Source organism: Polynucleobacter sp. UB-Tiil-W10, from assembly GCF_018881605.1.
Taxonomy (GTDB): Bacteria; Pseudomonadota; Gammaproteobacteria; order Burkholderiales; family Burkholderiaceae; genus Polynucleobacter.
The window spans coordinates 1,893,058-1,910,388 of the sequence record NZ_JACVPZ010000001.1; the positions used below are offsets into that span (position 1 = coordinate 1,893,058).

Genomic DNA, 17,331 nt, shown 5'->3' on the forward strand with positions numbered 1-17,331 from the left:
AATTACGCGTATAAAAGTTAATTTTAGTTTAAATAAGCGTCCGATGTAAGTTTTGTAATGAATAGACCTCAAGTGACTCAAGCTTGCCATTTTGCGAAGCCAACAATCCATCCATAACCGCACGTGCTGCGCTAATGGTTGTGTAATACGTAACACCATTGGCTTGCGCGCTAGTACGAATCGATCTAGAGTCAGCAATTGCGGTCCGAGTCTCGTCTACTGTAGTGAATACCAGTGAAATTTCCCCGTTTTTGATGAAATCCACAATGTGAGGACGACCATCTTTAACCTTATTAACAACTCTTACGGGCAACCCAGCGGCTTCAATTGCAGCGGCCGTGCCCTTTGTGGCAACCATCGGGAAGCCGAGTTGGTGCAATAGCTTAGCCACTTCAATCGCTTTAGGTTTATCGCTGTCTTTTACTGTCAGAAGAACGGTTCCGCTCTTCGGCAGCTTAATACCAGCACCCAATTGAGACTTAAATAAGGCCTCACCAAAAGTTTTGCCAACACCCATTACCTCACCAGTGGAACGCATCTCTGGCCCCAATATAGGATCAATACCGGGGAATTTATTGAATGGGAAAACAGCCTCTTTCACTGAGAAATATGGAGGCTTGACTTCAGTCTTGATGCCTTGCTGACCCAAAGTTTGACCAACCATACATCGAGCTGCAATCTTTGCAAGCTGAAGGCCAGTCGCCTTAGATACAAAAGGAACAGTGCGAGATGCGCGTGGATTCACTTCCAGTACAAAGATCACATCTTTGCCATCAACATTTTGAATGGCGAATTGCACATTCATCAAGCCGATCACATTAAGACCTTTGGCCATAGCGGCTGTCTGACGTTTAATTTCTTCAACCGTTGCATCTGACAAAGAATATGGAGGCAATGAACAAGCTGAATCACCTGAGTGAACACCGGCTTGCTCAATATGCTCCATAACACCGCCAATAAACACCGTTTCGCCATCGCTAATGCAATCCACGTCACACTCAATGGCGTCGTTCAGGAAGCGATCCAGCAAAACCGGAGAGTCATGCGAAACCTTAACGGCTTCGCGCATATAGCGCTCTAAGTCTCGACCATCATGAACAATTTCCATTGCACGACCACCTAATACATAGGAAGGACGAACCACCAATGGATAACCAATTTCTTCGGCAAGCTTGAGAGCCTCTTCTTCGGTGCGCGCTGTTCGGTTAGGCGGTTGACGTAATCCAAGATCCTGAAGCAGCTTTTGGAAGCGCTCACGATCTTCCGCAGCATCAATCATGTCAGGTGATGTGCCGATAATCGGCACACCATTACGCTCAAGATCTAGAGCCAATTTCAAAGGTGTTTGACCACCATATTGAACGATCACGCCCTTGGGCTTTTCTTTGGCAACGATCTCCAGAACATCTTCAAGCGTTAATGGCTCAAAGTACAAGCGATCAGAAGTATCGTAGTCTGTAGAAACCGTTTCAGGATTGCAGTTCACCATAATGGTTTCGTAGCCATCATCACGCATTGCTAGGGCCGCGTGTACACAGCAATAGTCAAACTCGATGCCTTGACCAATACGATTTGGGCCACCACCCAAAACCATGATCTTCTCTTTATTGGTAGGTTGCGACTCACACTCACCATGCTCTGCTTCATAGGTTGAATAAAGGTAAGCGGTATTTGTTGAGAACTCTGCGGCGCAGGTATCTACACGCTTATAAACAGGAACTACATTTAAGCGATGACGTGCAGCGCGAACTGAAGCAGCATCAATATTGAGTAACTTTGCCAAGCGGCGATCAGAAAAACCTTTTTGCTTTACAAAGCGTAATTCGGGGGCTGTCAGACTATCAATCTTGCGTTGTTTAAGTTCCGTTTCAATAGTAATCAGCTCTTCAATTTGCTCCAAGAACCAAGGATCGACTTTTGTCTCAGAGTAAATTTCATCAAGCCCCATTCCCATACGGAATGCATCTGCTAAGTACCAAATGCGATCAGGACCCGGTTCATTGATTTCATTGATGATGTCATCGAGATCTGTAGAAAACTCATCAAGACCATCAACACCAACTTCCAATCCGCGAAGTGCTTTTTGGAATGACTCTTGAAAAGTGCGGCCAATCGCCATCACTTCACCGACTGACTTCATCTGAGTGGTTAAACGGGAATCCGCTTGCGGGAACTTCTCAAAAGCAAAGCGTGGAATCTTAGTAACAACGTAATCGATTGAAGGCTCAAAGGATGCGGGCGTTGCCCCGCCAGTAATATCATTCTTAAGTTCATCTAGGGTGTATCCAACTGCCAATTTAGCGGCAATCTTTGCAATGGGGAAGCCCGTAGCCTTGGATGCTAAAGCAGATGAGCGTGAAACCCTTGGATTCATTTCAATGACGATCATCCGACCATCAACTGGATTGATGGAGAACTGAACGTTGGATCCGCCAGTGTCTACGCCGATTTCTCTCAGAACAGCAATCGATGCATTACGCATAATTTGATATTCTTTATCCGTCAAAGTCTGCGCTGGTGCTACGGTGATTGAGTCACCGGTATGCACACCCATTGGATCTAAGTTTTCAATAGAGCAAACAATGATGCAATTGTCATTACGATCGCGCACCACTTCCATCTCGAATTCTTTCCAACCCAAGAGAGACTCTTCGATTAAGAGCTCGCGAGTTGGCGATAAATCGAGTCCACGCTTACAAATTTCTTCGAATTCTTCGCGGTTATAGGCTATGCCGCCGCCTGATCCACCCATGGTGAATGAAGGACGAATGACGACCGGGAAACCTGAGCTGCCAGTTTCCTTCTGAATTTGCTGCTGAACTTCATGTGCCTCTTCCATTGAATGCGCAATACCGGATTTTGCAGAACCCAGACCAATTTTGGTCATGGCTTCTTTAAATTTCTGGCGATCTTCTGCTTTATCAATAGCTTCTGGGGAGGCTCCGATTAATTCACAGCCGTATTTTTCTAACACGCCATGGCGATGTAAATCTAATGCGCAATTGAGCGCTGTTTGACCGCCCATTGTTGGCAGAATTGCATCTGGCTTTTCAGTGGCAATAATACGTTCGACCACTTCCCAAGTAATCGGCTCGATGTAAGTAACATCAGCCATTTCAGGGTCAGTCATGATGGTTGCAGGATTACTGTTTACCAAAATAACTTTATAGCCTTCGTCTCGCAATGCTTTGCAAGCCTGTGCCCCGGAATAGTCAAACTCACAAGCTTGACCAATCACAATTGGACCGGCACCAATAATAAGAATGCTCTTAATGTCGCTACGCTTAGGCATTATTTGCCCTCCTTCTTGCTGGCAGCATTCATGAGCTCCACAAAACGATCAAATAAATAGGCAATGTCATGAGGGCCAGGAGAGGCCTCAGGATGGCCTTGAAAACACAGTGCCGGCTTGTCTTTCCAGGCTAAGCCTTGCAAAGATCCGTCAAATAAAGACACGTGGGTTACGCGAATATTGTCTGGCAAAGTGTTCGCATCAACAGCAAATCCGTGATTCTGCGAAGTAATCGCTACGCGACCTGTATCTAAATCTTTTACAGGGTGGTTTGCGCCATGATGGCCGAACTTCATCTTCAGTGTCTTTGCACCCGCCGCAAGACCCATGATTTGATGACCCAAACAAATACCGAAGGTTGGAACACCCTTATCAATAATTTCTTTTGCAGCAGCAATGGCATAGTCACATGGACCCGGATCGCCAGGGCCATTTGAAAAGAACACACCATCGGGATTCATCGCCAAAACTTCTGCCGCGCTAGTTTGTGCAGGCACAACTGTCAATTGACAGCCACGCTCAGTGAGCATGCGCAAAATGTTGCGCTTTACGCCAAAGTCATAAGCAACTACCTTCTTCACTGGCTTGCTGGTATTGAGAGTTCTATACGCAGGTTTACCATCTGGGCCATGAAGATCCCATTCGGCTTCACGCCACTCATAAGACTTCGCAGTAGTAACTACCTTCGCAAGGTCTAATCCAGACATTCCAGGGAAGGCTTTGGCGAGCTCAAGAGCTTTATTGCCCAAATTTTCATAGCTATCACCTACTTTGCCGGCAACAATTGCGCCTGACTGAGCGCCCTTGTCACGCAGAATTCTGGTCAGCTTGCGAGTATCGATTCCAGCAATGCCTAGGACACCAGCCTTGGTGAGATAGTTATCTAAAGAACCTTCTGAACGAAAGTTAGACACGCGCTTTGGTAAATCCTTAACTACAAGGCCTGCGGCATGAATCCGGTTAGATTCAGCATCCTGAGCATTAACACCAACGTTACCGATATGTGGGTAAGTCAATGTCACGATCTGACGTGAATAACTAGGATCCGTAATGATCTCTTGGTATCCAGTCAATGCGGTATTGAAAACGACTTCGCCGGTAGTTTCGCCAGGGGCGCCAATACTAAATCCGGGAAATAATGTGCCGTCGGCTAAAGCCAACACGGCGGGAGGAAAAGAAGGAAGCAAGGGTGACAAACCATCTCCAGTCCCTGCTCCATCCGACGCTCAAAACCCTCAAAAAGACCAACCCGAGGATGTTTTTGCGGGAGGTGAGTGTCTTTAAGCGCTAGGGTATTTATTAAGTTTTGAACCCTGTAATCATACCATTTTTGCTCGTAAACCCTTGGATTCCTAGCCAAGTCAGGCCTTGGAAGAAAAAAGCCCCTTCAACCAAATGACTGAAGGAGCAATTTATCCAGAAAGAACGGTTTTTAAGCTTTAGCGCTTTGCTCGATGATGGTCTTAATTTGGGCTAAAACTGACTGGTCATCCATCGTACTGATATCACCAGGATCACGACCTTCGGCAACCGCTTGAAGTGCGCGACGCACAATCTTGCCAGAGCGAGTCTTCGGCAAGGCTGTGACGATATAAACACGTCCGGGACGTGCGATTGCACCCAGAGTGGTATCTACAGTCTTCATGCATTCGGCTTCCAAGGTTGCGGTATTCGATGAATCCTTAGGAATGACAAATGCAATTGCAGCCTGCCCCTTGAGTTTGTCCTCAATACCCACCACGGCAACCTCTGAAACGTTCGGATGGCTAGAGATGCTTTCTTCAATTTCACGTGTGCCAAGACGATGTCCGGCTACGTTAATTACATCATCGGTGCGACCCAAGATAAAGAAGTAACCATCTTTGTCCTTGATACCCCAGTCAAAGGTGGAGTAAATCAACTTGCCGGGAATAGTTTCCCAGTAAGTGCTGATAAAACGCTTGTCATCACCCCAAACAGTTTGCATACAGCCTGGAGGCAATGGACCTTCAATTGCAATGACACCTTTTTGGTCTGGGCCCAACTCTTCAGAAGTAGCATCGTCGAGCAACTTCATGTTGTAACCAAAAGAAGGGACGCCTGGTGAACCAAATTTATGCGGCATCACTTCTACGCCACGCTGAATAGCCAACATTGGCCAGCCAGTTTCTGTTTGCCAGTAGTTGTCCACAATCGGCTTATTGATAGCGCCATGAATCCAACTTGCAGTTGGCTCATCTAATGGCTCACCAGCCAAGAACAAAGCGCGTAATTTAGAAAGGTCATACTTGGTCAAGAACGCAGGATCTTGTTTTTTGAGAACGCGAACCGCAGTTGGCGCAGAGAACATGACTGACACCTTGTACTTATCTACCAACTCCCACCAGATGCCAGCATCAGGACGTAATGGCGTGCCCTCGTACATGATGGTAGCCATACCGGAGAGCAAAGGCGCATAAATAATATAGCTATGACCAACAACCCAACCAATGTCTGACGTGCAGAACATGGTTTCACCGGGATTTCCAGTGAATATGTGTTTCATAGATGCAGCAAGTGCTACGGCGTAACCACCTGTATCACGCTGAACACCCTTTGGCTTACCAGTAGTGCCGGAGGTGTACAAGATATAAGAAGGATGAGTCGCATCCACCCACTCCACAGGCACTTCGTCATTCAGATGTTTTTGACGCTCACTTGCGTAATCCAAATCACGTCCCGCCACTGTCGTGAATTCAGTTAGACCGCGGTTCACGATCAACACTTTTTCTGGCTTGTATTCAGCCAGGGTAATTGCTTCATCTAACAATGGCTTGTAAGGAACAGCTTTGCCACCGCGAGCACCAGCCTCAGCAGTCACAATCAGCTTTGGTTTTGCGTCATCAATTCGGGAAGCTAAGCTATGTGATGCAAATCCGCCAAACACAACTGAGTGAATAGCGCCAATACGAGCGCAAGCAAGCATGGCAAAACAAGCTTCAGCAATCATCGGCATATAGATGAGAACACGATCACCCTTTTTAACGCCGCTTGCTTTGTAAATTGCAGCCATACGATTTACTTCTTCGTATAGCTCTTTAAATGTATACGTCTTCTCTTGATTTGTTTCTGTTGAAACCGCAACTAAGGCGATTTGATCTGGACGGTCTTTTAAGTGGCGATCAACTGCGTTGTAACAAAGATTGGTTAAGCCACCTTCAAACCATTTTGCAAACGGAGGATTGTTGTAATTGAGAACTTTATCAAACGGCTTTTCCCAGTGAATTAATTGCGCTTGCTCACCCCAAAATCCATCCGGGTCGTTAATTGAGCGTTCGTGGTGTGCTTTATAGGACATGGTCAACCTGATTTCTTAAAAAAGTTACTTAAATTACTGGCTTTTGCTCACCCCTTTACTGCCGTTTTTGCTTGCTGAGGTGGCTGAACTACCATTTTTCGCAGATTTTGCAAGTCCTGTCGATGCGGATTTATGCTGAGATGCAGCATTTTTTCCTGAAGAATTACCCTTAGAACTACCCTTTTCCGTGGTTTTTGCATTATTCGCTGGAACGCACTTTGCAGGCTTTGTGCCTTTTGCACCCTTGGCGGGTTTTGGGCACTTCGAGGCAGGTGGCACAGGCTTTTCTAAGCTAAGGCTGGCATTTTCAGCCATTGCTGTAGATACATCGCCGGGACGACGGTTTGTTTTTGGGATTAATACGGTGGAGCCAGCTCTTATCCGCATCCCCTTGGGTATGCCGTTAACCTCCCTCAGAGTATCGACATCAACACCCAAAGTTTTAGCCGCCTGGTCAACGCTTTCTGTTTTAGCAACTTGTACAGCCGTCCACGAAGAAAGTGACTTGGTGTATTGCTTCAAATTATCTTGAAAGATTTCTGCATGCGCGAACGGCAACAGAATTTGCTGATTAGCGTTGCTCAAAATAACGGGTTTATTGAATGATGGGTTCAAGCTTTGAAATTCATCAGTAGGTATTTCGGCTAACTTAATCACCAAAGCTACATCGATATCACTGCCGACATCAACCGCAACAAAGTATGGGTGATTTTCAAGATCAGGCAAAACAATTCCATAGGCCTGTGGATCTAAAACAATTTGACGATATGCCATCAATTTAGGAACGTAATTTCGAGTCTCCCGTGGCAAAGTTAAGCTCTCATAATCCGTTGGCAAACCAGCAGCAGCATTACGCTTCTGCGCTTTAGCAATATTGCCAGCACCCCAGTTATAGGCTGCTAATGCCAGCTCCCAACTACCAAATTGGTTATTTAGACGCTGCAAGTAATCGAGCGCTGCATCAGTTGACTGAACAACATCGCGACGCTCATCCCTGAAGACGTTTTGCGTTAAGCGAAAATCTTTGCCGGTTGCGGGCATAAATTGCCATAATCCTACTGCTTTAGCGCTCGATTTGGCATTCGTTACAAAGGCACTCTCCACAAAGGGAAGGAGCGCAATTTCTGTTGGCATATTGCGCGCGTTGACTTCCTGGACGATATAAAACAAATAACGCGATGAGCGCGTCATAGAGCGATTGACATAATCAGGTCTGGCAGCCAACCAGCGTACCTGCTCTATTTCCAGCGGGGTATTCATGGGCTCCATCTGGAAGCCATCACGTATTCGTATCCACAAGTTATCAGAAGGTGCATAGACCTTGCTAACGGATTGATCTTTAAGATTAACTCTTGTAGCCCTAGATGCTTTTGAATTTGCTTTCGTCGGGGTATCCGAAGACCAATCTCCAGTACTCGCACATCCACTCAAGAAGGCGGCAATGAATATTGCCGCATACAGCATACGCATCAGAAACGATCTTTCCAGGCGCGAATGACCGCAAGAACATGTGCAGGCGTTGGTAGGTCCGCTTGGTTAGAAACTTCCTTGGCCATAGCGATTACTTCCGGCTGATCACAACGCATAAAAGGATTGACTTGAAGTTCCTGACCAATGGATGTTGGAAGTGTTGGCAAGCCTTGTTCGCGAAGAGATTTTGCTTGCTCTGCCCAAGAGAGTAGATTGAGGTTATTGGGTTCTACGGCTAATGCAAAACGAATATTAGATAAGGTGTATTCATGGGTGCAATAAACCAAAGTATTTTTTGGTAGTGCCGCAAATTTTCCAAGTGACTCCGACATTTGAGTTGGGGTACCTTCAAACAATCTGCCACAACCCGACGCAAAAAGTGTGTCTCCACAAAAGAGCATGGGCTCGACAACATTGGCCTGCATGTTTGCAAAATAAGCAATATGACTTAAGGTGTGTCCAGGCACTTCAAATACTTTTAGGCTCATTCGCGGCGCAGGAATTTCAACCTTGTCATCCTGCATCACTACGACCGTTCGACCCGGAATGTTGTCGCCTACCGGACCATAGACAGGAATGTCAGCACCGAGATCTTTCAACAAAGTGAGAATGCCGCCAGTATGATCAGCGTGGTGATGGGTTATTAAAATTCCCTTCAGGGTCAATTTACTAACTCTTAAATATTCAAGAACTGGCGCAGAATCCCCTGGGTCAACCACTAATGCAGAGCTGCCATCGTGAATGCACCAAATATAGTTATCATCAAAAGCCGGTATGGGCCAGACCTGCAATAAAGTATTCTTATCCATAGACCGATGATACCAACCCCACCCATCCCCACTCAGATGCCTGCACCTCCCTGGAGCTCATGGGAGAAATGGCTCAAATCACCTCCTGGGCGCTATGTCCTAGCTTGGGAGCAGCGTTGTTGCGATCAAATTGTTGCCGATGTCTTCGGCTTTCATGCCGTTCAGATTGGCCTACCCCAAATAAACACCTTGAGTGAAAACAGGATGCCTTTACAAGCCATCTTGATTCATTCAAACGATAGCCGCGAATATGCATCTCGTTTTAGCTGGCACCTTATTGAAGGCAATTCAACAGAACTCCCGTTTGCAAGCGAGAGTCTGGATTTAGTTGTCTTGCCGCACGTCCTAGAATTTGCTGCCGACCCACATCAGATATTGCGAGAAGTGGATCGAGTACTTCGACCTGAGGGCCGCTTAATCATTTCTGGCTTCAATCCAGCTAGCCTATGGGGCGCAAGACAATATCTCAGTAGATTAATAGGCAGCCCCTATCTTCCTAGAGATGGTCAATTCATCAGCCTTATTCGCATCAAAGACTGGTTGGAATTACTCAATTTTTCTTTAGACCGTGGCCACTTCGGTTGCTACAAATTTCCCTTGCATGGTGAGTCGGTTATGGGGAGGATGAATTTTCTTGAAAAGATGGGAAATCGTTGGTGGCCAATATTTGGTGCAGTTTTTTTAGTCTCAGCAATTAAAAGACAGCAAGGCATGCGCCTCATTGGGCCAGCCTCACTAGTCCGTATCCCAGCAATTGGGCAATTAACCCCAGCGGCCGAACGCAGCAATATTCAAAAACACCTCAAAAAATAGCCAGATCAAGTAACCAAGTAAATTATTGCCATGCCGCATTCCAAAACCCATTCTCACCACCCCCACTATCCCCACATCGTGATTTACACCGATGGAGCCTGTAAAGGCAATCCCGGGCCCGGGGGCTGGGGGGCTGTTTTGCGATCTGGGGGCCACGAAAAGCATATCCATGGAGGTGAAAAGCTCACTACCAACAACCGCATGGAAATTTGTGCCGTTATTTTTGCCTTAAAAGCACTCAAACAGCCCAGTACTGTTGAGCTGTGGACAGACTCTCAATATGTCCAAAAAGGTGTAACAGAATGGCTAGAGGGCTGGAAAAAACGGGGTTGGAAGACGTCCAGCAAGGATCCAGTTAAAAATGCTGACCTCTGGCAAGAGCTCGACTCCCTGCTTCCAGGACACGAGATTTCCTGGAACTGGGTTAGAGGACACAACGGACACCCTGGGAACGAGTTAGCAGATCAGTTGGCAAACAAAGGTGTTGAGGAATTTTTACCATAGGGCGAATGCACGTCGACGCCCTCCTTTTCAGCCATCTTATGAGAGAATGATCCTGCTCTAAATAGCCTAGAAACAGCATAAAACCCATATAAAAACCAAGAAAACGAGACTGTGTCAAAAATAGAATCTTCACTCGATAAGGCTTTTGCCAAACTCGTTCAATTTAAAGATATCGGCAAAGTTCGCTTGTCCGCACTTTGGCAAAAATATTCACCCCAATTAGACCAACTAAAGAAGCTAGATTTCGCGACAGTAAAATCATTTGTGATCAGATTTAAATGGCGCTTGCTATTAATTCTGCTCCTACTCTATGCAGGCTCAAAAGCATATGATTATTTTTTCCCAGCCTCAGCCAAATCTGGGGGCCCAGTTACCGTAACATCATTTGTAGTCCAGAAAAAAGATGTGCCGCTAATTATTGAGGCAACTGGCACCATTGTTTCCAATAGCATTGTTGACATTCGCCCAATGGTCACCAATACCGTTGCCACAATTCAAGTTAAAGATGGCCAAGAAGTCAAAGCTGGCGATCTGCTTTTTACCTTGGATGACCGCAACGACAAAGCTAACTATGAAAAGCTCAAAGCCCTTGCCGATGATGCTCAGAAACAATATCTACGCGCCAAAGAATTAGTGGCTAAAAACTTTATTTCTAAGGCCGCTTTAGACACTACATTGGCTAATGCCAAGTCAGCACAAGCAGCAGCCCGCGCGGCAGAAGTGCAGCTTTCCTTTGATTACATTAAGTCCCCAATTGATGGTCGTGCCGGTATCGTCAATGTGTTCCCGGGCTCCCTTGTCCAGGCTAGCAATATTGTTTCCACTGCGACCAGCTCAACCGCTACATCGAGCGTTGGATCCATGGTGACCATTACCCAATTGAACCCAATTAATGTTCAGTTTGTCATTCCAGAAAAAGATATTCCCATCATCTTAGAGAACCAATTGGATGGTGATGCGATGAATGTTACGGTGACTGTAGGCGATAGCGGCAAAAGAGCTTACGAAGGAAAAGTGCTGGTTGTTGATAATCAAGTCGATCCTTCGATTGCGGCGGTACGCGTAAAAGCGCAAATCCCGAATGACTCCAAAACACTCTTGCCAGGTGAATTTGCTCGCGTATCCCTTGTGGCCAACACCCTGAAGGATGCCTTAGCAATTCCATCGCAAGCGGTAGTCATCAATCCCCGCGGAAAACTTGTTTATGTCGTCGATAAAGATGACAAAGTTGCGTCCAAGCCCGTGAAAGTAGTTTATGACTACCAAGGATTGTCTGTCGTTACCGGCATAGATGCTGGCGATAGAGTGGTGGTTGAAGGTAAGCAGAATTTGCGTCCAGGAAGCAAAGTTCGCGAGGATAAATCAGCTGCGCCACAAGCAACCACCAGCTCAACAACTCCAACAGCCCCAGAGAAAAAATGACACTCTCCGAATTATGTATTCGGCGCCCCGTAATGACGGTGTTGCTCTCGATAGCAACGGTCATCGCAGGGGCTGTTGCCTACATGAAAATTCCAGTAGCTGCGCTACCTAGTTTTAATACGCCAGTTATTTCTGTAAGTGCATCTTTGCCGGGTGCATCACCAGAAAATATGGCTGCCTCGGTAGCCCTTCCCCTTGAAAAAGAATTTTCGACAATTGATGGCATCACCGTTATTAGCTCCACCAATTCCTTGGGCAGTACAAGCATTACTTTGGAATTCAATAACGATCGAGATATTGATAAAGCTGCAGTTGACGTTCAAGCAGCCTTGTTGAGAGCCCAAAAGCGCTTACCGATTGAAATGACGGTACCACCGTCCTACCGGAAGATAAATCCAGCCGACACTCCCGTTCTAGTGGTGCGAATGAGTTCGCCATCAATAAGTCTCTCGGATCTCAATCAATATGCAGAAAATTTACTTTCACCTAACCTATCAACCATTAGTGGTGTAGCGCAAGTTCTAGTTTATGGTGCAAAGCGTTATGCGGTTCGCGTACGAGTTCATCCAGACGCTCTTGCTAATCGCAATCTCACAATTGACGATATCGCTGTTGCTATCAACAAAGCCAATTCTAATAGTCCTGTAGGGGTTTTAGATGGGCCCCGTCAGGCCATCACCATTTATGCCAATCCACAACTAGTAAGACCTGAAGAGTTTGCTAATTTAATTGTTAGTCAAAAAAATGGTCTTCCAATCTACCTTAAGGATGTTGCTGATGTCATCGAAAGTTATGAGGACGTTAAGACATTAGCCAGCTCGAATGGTGAACGCTCTATTGCGATTGCAGTATTACGTCAACCAAGTGCGAATACAGTGGATGTTGTTAACTCCGTTAAAGCATTGCTACCACAATTACAAAAGCAGATGCCGGAATCCGTTCGCATGCAATTGTTGAATGACCGCTCGCTTTCTATTCTAGAAGCGATACATGACGTTAATCTCACATTAGCTTTAACAATCTTGTTGGTTGTCATGGTGATTTTCTTGTTCCTGAAACATGTTTCAGCGACAGTCATACCCTCTATCAGCCTCCCAATCTCGCTGATCGGGGCTTTCTTTTTGCTCTATTTTTTGGGATATAGCTTAGATAACATCTCGCTTTTAGGTATTACGCTTGCAGTAGGCTTGGTTGTTGATGATGCCATTGTGGTGCTTGAAAACATCATGCGTTATGTTGAAGAGGGCATGGACCCTCTTAAAGCCTCTCTTAAAGGAAGTAAAGAAGTGGGCTTTACGATCATCTCCATTTCCATTTCTTTAGTGGCTGTATTTATTCCACTCTTCTTTATGGCTGGTCCTATTGGACTTCTCTTTAGAGAATTTGCAGTAGTGGTTTCACTTTCTATTTTGGTATCAGCAGTCGTATCGCTGACAGTTGTGCCTATGCTTTGCAGTCGCTTCCTGCCAAAACCAGGTCAGCATGCCAAGGAATATGCCATCAACAAGAAGTTTGATCGCGTCTTTGACTGGATGCTGAAAACCTATATTCACTACCTTGATCTGGCCCTTAATAATCGTAAAAAAGTGTTATGGGGCGCTCTATCCACCTTTGTCATTACCGTGGCATTGTTTGTCTATAGTCCGAAGGGTTTCTTTCCAGAAGAAGATATTGGGCAAATTCAAGCGACCACCGAGGCATCCGAAGATATCTCCTTTAAAGCGATGTTGGCACTTCAGGATAGAGCCGCAGAACTAGTGAATACAGACCCGAATGTGGATAGCTCTATTTCAGTCATTGGCGGTGGTGCGAGCTCAGGCTACAACACCGGCAGGATTTTTATCATTCTCAAGCCCAAAGGTGATCGCGCTAAGATGGCTCAGGTGATGGAGGGATTAAGAAATAAATTCAAAGAGATCCCCGGCCTTCAGGTCTACATGCGTCCGGTCCAGAATTTACAGCTTGGCGGCAAAAATAGTAAAAGCCGCTACCAATTTACTTTGCAAAGTGTTGGCTTTGAAGGTGTGAATGAATGGGCTGATAAGTTGATGCAAAAGATGCGTACTGACCCACTTTTCCGTGACGTTACCAGTGACTCACAGCTAAAAGGTCTCAACGTCAAGATCAATATTGATCGTGAAAAAGCGGCTAGTGCCGGCGTTACGATTGCTGACATCCGTACAGCCCTCTATTCCGCCTACGGTGAGAAGCAGGTATCTACTATCTATACACCAGTCAATACTTATTACGTGATCCTGGAGGCTGCCGAAGAAGACCGTCAATATGAGACTGATCTCAATAAGATTTTTGTGAGGGGTCGTGCAACTGACAAACTAATCCCACTTTCTAGCGTAGCTAGTTTTACTCGCCAAATCGGCCCAACCGCCGTAAACCATCAAGGGCAAATACCGGCCGTAACTCTTTCATTCAATCTTGCTCCCGATGTCTTCCTTGGTGATGCCACGAAAAAGATTGAGGAATACACCAAAGAAATCGGCTTACCCGCTTCCATCATTACGAGTTACGGTGGAGATGCGGCAGTATTTAAAAGCAATCAATCAGGTCAGCTGATCTTGATTCTTTCGGCGCTCGGCGTAATTTATATTCTGCTCGGTGTTCTCTACGAGAGTTATATCCACCCGCTAACTATTTTGGCTGGTTTGCCATCTGCTGCGATTGGCGCCATCCTTGCTTTGCGTATCTTTGGCTTCGAGCTAACCGTCGTTGCATCGATCGGCATTTTATTATTGATCGGCATTGTTAAGAAAAATGCGATCTTAATGATTGACTTTGCCCTAGATGCACAACGTAACCAAGGCATGTCTCCTGAAAAAGCCATTCGTGAAGCATGCATCTTGCGTTTCCGGCCCATTATGATGACAACCGTTGCCGCCTTAATGGGTGCACTCCCGATTGCTTTTGGATTGGGTGCCGGCGCAGAGCTACGACAACCTTTAGGCATTAGTGTTGCTGGCGGCCTGATCTTTTCTCAGTTCGTAACATTGATCATTACACCTGTGATTTATCTCTATTTGGATAAATATGCCGGTAACGGTCCGATGGATATTCCACCTGCTGTTCTAGAGGGCACCTAATGCGTCAAGTTATTCTCGATACTGAAACTACTGGTCTTAATCCAGCTACCGGCGACCGCATTATTGAAATTGGCTGCGTTGAGATGGTTGGTCGTCGCTTAACCGATAGAACTTTCCATTACTACATTAATCCTGAACGCGATATTGACGCTGGAGCCTTTGCAGTTCATGGACTATCTCGAGAATTTTTATCTGATAAACCAATCTTTGCCAATGTTGTTGAGCAGCTCATTGAGTTTGTAGATGGCGCTGAAATTGTGATTCATAACGCAGCATTCGATTTAGGCTTTTTAGATAATGAGTTTGCTTTACTCAAGCGTCCACCATTTCGCAACCTAGCATCTAAGGTTACCGATACCCTACTTGATGCTCGGCAAATGTTCCCAGGCAAAAGAAATTCCTTGGATGCATTATGCGAACGCTTTTCCATCAGCAATAAACACCGTACTTTGCACGGCGCTTTATTGGATGCCCAGCTATTAGCCGAAGTCTATGTAGCAATGACTCGAGGTCAAGAAGATCTCTCTATTGACCTGATTGATTACACCGTTGGCACTGACTCTACCGGTCATACCAAGGCCTTACCAGAAAACCTCAAAGTGCTGACTGCAACGGATGATGACTTGCAATGTCATGAAAAAATCTTGGCTGAAATTGCGAAAGCAAGTAAAAAGGACCCCGTCTGGAGTCCTTTAACTGTAACTATTTAAAGTTAACTTAGGTTTGAGTTAGATTGCTGCGGCAATCGCCTTACCTAAATCATCCGTCTTTGCAGTGCCGCCTAGATCTGGTGTTAAAGGTGCATTTCCTGGGCCAGACGCTAAAACGCTTTCAATCGCATTAAAGATGGCCTTACCTGCTTCAGGATAGCCAAGATGATCAAGCATCATCGCCCCGCTCCATATCTGTCCGATCGGATTAGCAATCATTTTGCCAAAGATGTCAGGCGCTGAACCATGTACCGGCTCAAACAATGACGGGAACTTTCCTTCAGGATTAATGCTACCTGATGGAGCAACTGCAATCGTACCGGTACATGCAGGCCCTAAATCAGACAAGATATCTCCGAATAAATTACTTGCTACAACAACATCAAAGCGATCAGGGTTCATAACGAAATGGGCTGCCAAGATATCGATGTGATATTTATCGGCACGCACGTCAGCAAATTTCTTGGACATTGCCTCTACACGCTCATCCCAGTAAGGCATGGTGATGGCAATGCCGTTTGATTTGGTTGCAGAGGTTAAATGCTTCTTGGGGCGACTTTGTGCTAAATCAAAAGCAAATTGCAAAATACGATCTACGCCCTGCCTAGTGAAAACAGATTCTTGAATGACGATCTCACGATCGGTATCCGGGAACATTTTTCCGCCAACACTTGAGTACTCACCTTCGGTGTTTTCGCGTACTACAAAGAAATCGATGTCACCAGGCTTACGGTTGGCCAGTGGGCAAGGCACACCAGGCAATAAACGTACTGGACGCAAATTGACATACTGATCAAAGCCGCGGCGGAATTGAATTAAGCTTCCCCACAATGAAACGTGGTCAGGAAGAATGTCCGGCATACCAACGGCACCAAAGAAAATGGCGTCGTACTTCATCAGTGTGTCAAACCAATCATCAGGCATCATCTTGCCGTGCTTGAGATAGTAATCACAACTCGCAAAGTCGAAGTGATCAAACTGCATACCCAGATTAAATTTGCGATTAGCCGCCTCTAAAGCACGCACACCCTCTGGCATGACTTCTTTGCCAATACCATCTCCAGGAATAACAGCAATCTTAGGATTTTTAAATATTTTCTTTGCGTTCATAAATAATGTGTCTCGTTTTATTTTTGTTGAAGATTAATTTTACAAATTTCTAGCTGATAGCACGACGAATATCGTCTGGCGCCTTCTTAATACCTTTTTCAACTGATTCACTATCGTAGTCACTTGTATTTTCGATGGTTTCAGGCACGGCTTCTAACATGCGAATATTGTCCTTAGGGCAGATTGGCGCGCCATAACTAGCCCATTTTTTGAGCAAGGTCACCTCGTACCCGCACTGACCACATTTAGCCTTACTTCGACTGGCATTGCTAGGTCTAGGGGGCGGGAAAACAATCGCTTGATGTGGGTATGGACCCAATTCTTGGCTAATCATCATGAGCTTCACTACTAGTTCTTCAGTCGCATGAGCCATTCTTGCCGGACCTTCGAGCCCAACTGTTTGAGCAATTCCCTTGAAATCCTCGCCGTGACCACTAAAACAATCATCAACTGCATGGCAGAGTTCATGAACCAAAGTATCCAAAAGTTGCACGGGCTCATCGAGCTTTGGGGAGATAAATATCTCATTCACACCCCCGCCCGAGCGTTCACGCGGCCAACATTGGCCCAAAGTGGTTCTTGGGCTACTGGAGGCTGGAAAGCCGCATGAAACCCTCACCGGAGGGATGGCATAACCAGCCTTAGAAAAAACGGGCTCTAGGTGCCTTACTGCATCCTCTAGCCATGCTTCACGTACGGTATGTTGCTTCATCTAACTTATCTTCTATCGTAATTCTGGAACAAAAAAGCTTAAATTGCGATCATACGCCACCATAAGTAGAATGGATGC

Annotated in this window: 12 protein-coding genes; 5 read left to right on the plus strand and 7 right to left on the minus strand. The window is 45.8% G+C overall.

The features are described 5' to 3' along the window. Window positions 1-28: 28 nt before the first annotated feature. The 5 genes from carB to gloB form a co-directional block, all read right to left on the minus strand. Window positions 29-3,292, minus strand: coding sequence for a carbamoyl-phosphate synthase large subunit (carB, locus tag ICN33_RS09715; protein WP_216196374.1), 3,264 nt, complete (start codon window positions 3,290-3,292; stop codon window positions 29-31). Next, a complete protein-coding gene (gene carA, locus ICN33_RS09720; RefSeq protein WP_216196630.1) occupies window positions 3,292-4,479 on the minus strand; it encodes a glutamine-hydrolyzing carbamoyl-phosphate synthase small subunit in 1,188 nt (395 codons plus the stop codon). The genes carB and carA overlap by 1 nt, the downstream gene beginning before the upstream one ends. Window positions 4,480-4,724: 245 nt before the next feature. Beyond that, on the minus strand, window positions 4,725-6,608 hold the full coding sequence (locus tag ICN33_RS09725) for a propionate--CoA ligase (RefSeq protein WP_216196375.1): 1,884 nt from the start codon (window positions 6,606-6,608) through the stop codon (window positions 4,725-4,727). Between the two features lie 33 nt (window positions 6,609-6,641). Then, entirely contained in the window at window positions 6,642-8,078 is a 1,437-nt protein-coding gene (locus ICN33_RS09730) for a transglycosylase SLT domain-containing protein (RefSeq protein ID WP_216196376.1), read from the minus strand. Beyond that, complete coding sequence (gloB, locus tag ICN33_RS09735; protein WP_216196377.1) at window positions 8,078-8,887, minus strand: hydroxyacylglutathione hydrolase; 810 nt, start codon at window positions 8,885-8,887, stop codon at window positions 8,078-8,080. The genes ICN33_RS09730 and gloB overlap by 1 nt, the downstream gene beginning before the upstream one ends. Window positions 8,888-8,923: 36 nt before the next feature. On the opposite strand from gloB, the gene ICN33_RS09740 reads away from it, so the two are divergent. From ICN33_RS09740 to dnaQ, 5 genes are all read left to right on the plus strand, one after another. Further along, a complete protein-coding gene (locus ICN33_RS09740) occupies window positions 8,924-9,700 on the plus strand; it encodes a class I SAM-dependent methyltransferase (protein ID WP_255530797.1) in 777 nt (258 codons plus the stop codon). A 30-nt stretch (window positions 9,701-9,730) separates the two neighbouring features. Beyond that, window positions 9,731-10,204 carry a ribonuclease HI gene (gene rnhA / locus ICN33_RS09745; protein ID WP_216196379.1) on the plus strand — a complete coding sequence of 158 codons (474 nt, stop codon included), beginning with the start codon at window positions 9,731-9,733 and terminating at the stop codon, window positions 10,202-10,204. Window positions 10,205-10,315: 111 nt separating this feature from the next. Beyond that, window positions 10,316-11,626 (plus strand): efflux RND transporter periplasmic adaptor subunit, encoded by a 1,311-nt coding sequence (locus ICN33_RS09750; RefSeq protein ID WP_216196380.1) that lies wholly within the window; start codon window positions 10,316-10,318, stop codon window positions 11,624-11,626. Beyond that, window positions 11,623-14,721, plus strand: coding sequence for an efflux RND transporter permease subunit (locus tag ICN33_RS09755; protein WP_216196381.1), 3,099 nt, complete (start codon window positions 11,623-11,625; stop codon window positions 14,719-14,721). Before ICN33_RS09750 ends, ICN33_RS09755 begins: the two co-directional genes overlap by 4 nt. Beyond that, window positions 14,721-15,431, plus strand: a complete 711-nt coding sequence (gene dnaQ / locus ICN33_RS09760) for a DNA polymerase III subunit epsilon (protein ID WP_216196382.1) — start codon at window positions 14,721-14,723, stop codon at window positions 15,429-15,431. Before ICN33_RS09755 ends, dnaQ begins: the two co-directional genes overlap by 1 nt. 18 nt (window positions 15,432-15,449) lie before the next feature. Here the strand turns inward: dnaQ and ICN33_RS09765 are convergent, their stop codons facing one another. Then, complete coding sequence (locus ICN33_RS09765) at window positions 15,450-16,541, minus strand: tartrate dehydrogenase (protein ID WP_216859662.1); 1,092 nt, start codon at window positions 16,539-16,541, stop codon at window positions 15,450-15,452. A gap of 49 nt (window positions 16,542-16,590) precedes the next feature. Further along, on the minus strand, window positions 16,591-17,253 hold the full coding sequence (locus ICN33_RS09770) for a SprT family zinc-dependent metalloprotease (RefSeq protein ID WP_216196383.1): 663 nt from the start codon (window positions 17,251-17,253) through the stop codon (window positions 16,591-16,593). Between the last annotated feature and the right edge of the window lie 78 nt (window positions 17,254-17,331).

Excerpts from the sequence above, each read along its gene's own strand:
- ICN33_RS09740 (WP_255530797.1), top strand. The coding sequence starts at position 8,924 with ATGCCTGCACCTCCCTGGAGCTCATGGGAGAAATGGCTCAAATCACCT.
- ICN33_RS09725 (WP_216196375.1), bottom strand. The coding sequence starts at position 6,608 with ATGTCCTATAAAGCACACCACGAACGCTCAATTAACGACCCGGATGGA.
- ICN33_RS09765 (WP_216859662.1), bottom strand. The coding sequence starts at position 16,541 with ATGAACGCAAAGAAAATATTTAAAAATCCTAAGATTGCTGTTATTCCT.
- gloB (WP_216196377.1), bottom strand. The coding sequence starts at position 8,887 with ATGGATAAGAATACTTTATTGCAGGTCTGGCCCATACCGGCTTTTGAT.
- ICN33_RS09770 (WP_216196383.1), bottom strand. The coding sequence starts at position 17,253 with ATGAAGCAACATACCGTACGTGAAGCATGGCTAGAGGATGCAGTAAGG.
- carB (WP_216196374.1), bottom strand. The coding sequence starts at position 3,292 with ATGCCTAAGCGTAGCGACATTAAGAGCATTCTTATTATTGGTGCCGGT.
- ICN33_RS09730 (WP_216196376.1), bottom strand. The coding sequence starts at position 8,078 with ATGCGTATGCTGTATGCGGCAATATTCATTGCCGCCTTCTTGAGTGGA.
- rnhA (WP_216196379.1), top strand. The coding sequence starts at position 9,731 with ATGCCGCATTCCAAAACCCATTCTCACCACCCCCACTATCCCCACATC.
- dnaQ (WP_216196382.1), top strand. The coding sequence starts at position 14,721 with ATGCGTCAAGTTATTCTCGATACTGAAACTACTGGTCTTAATCCAGCT.
- ICN33_RS09755 (WP_216196381.1), top strand. The coding sequence starts at position 11,623 with ATGACACTCTCCGAATTATGTATTCGGCGCCCCGTAATGACGGTGTTG.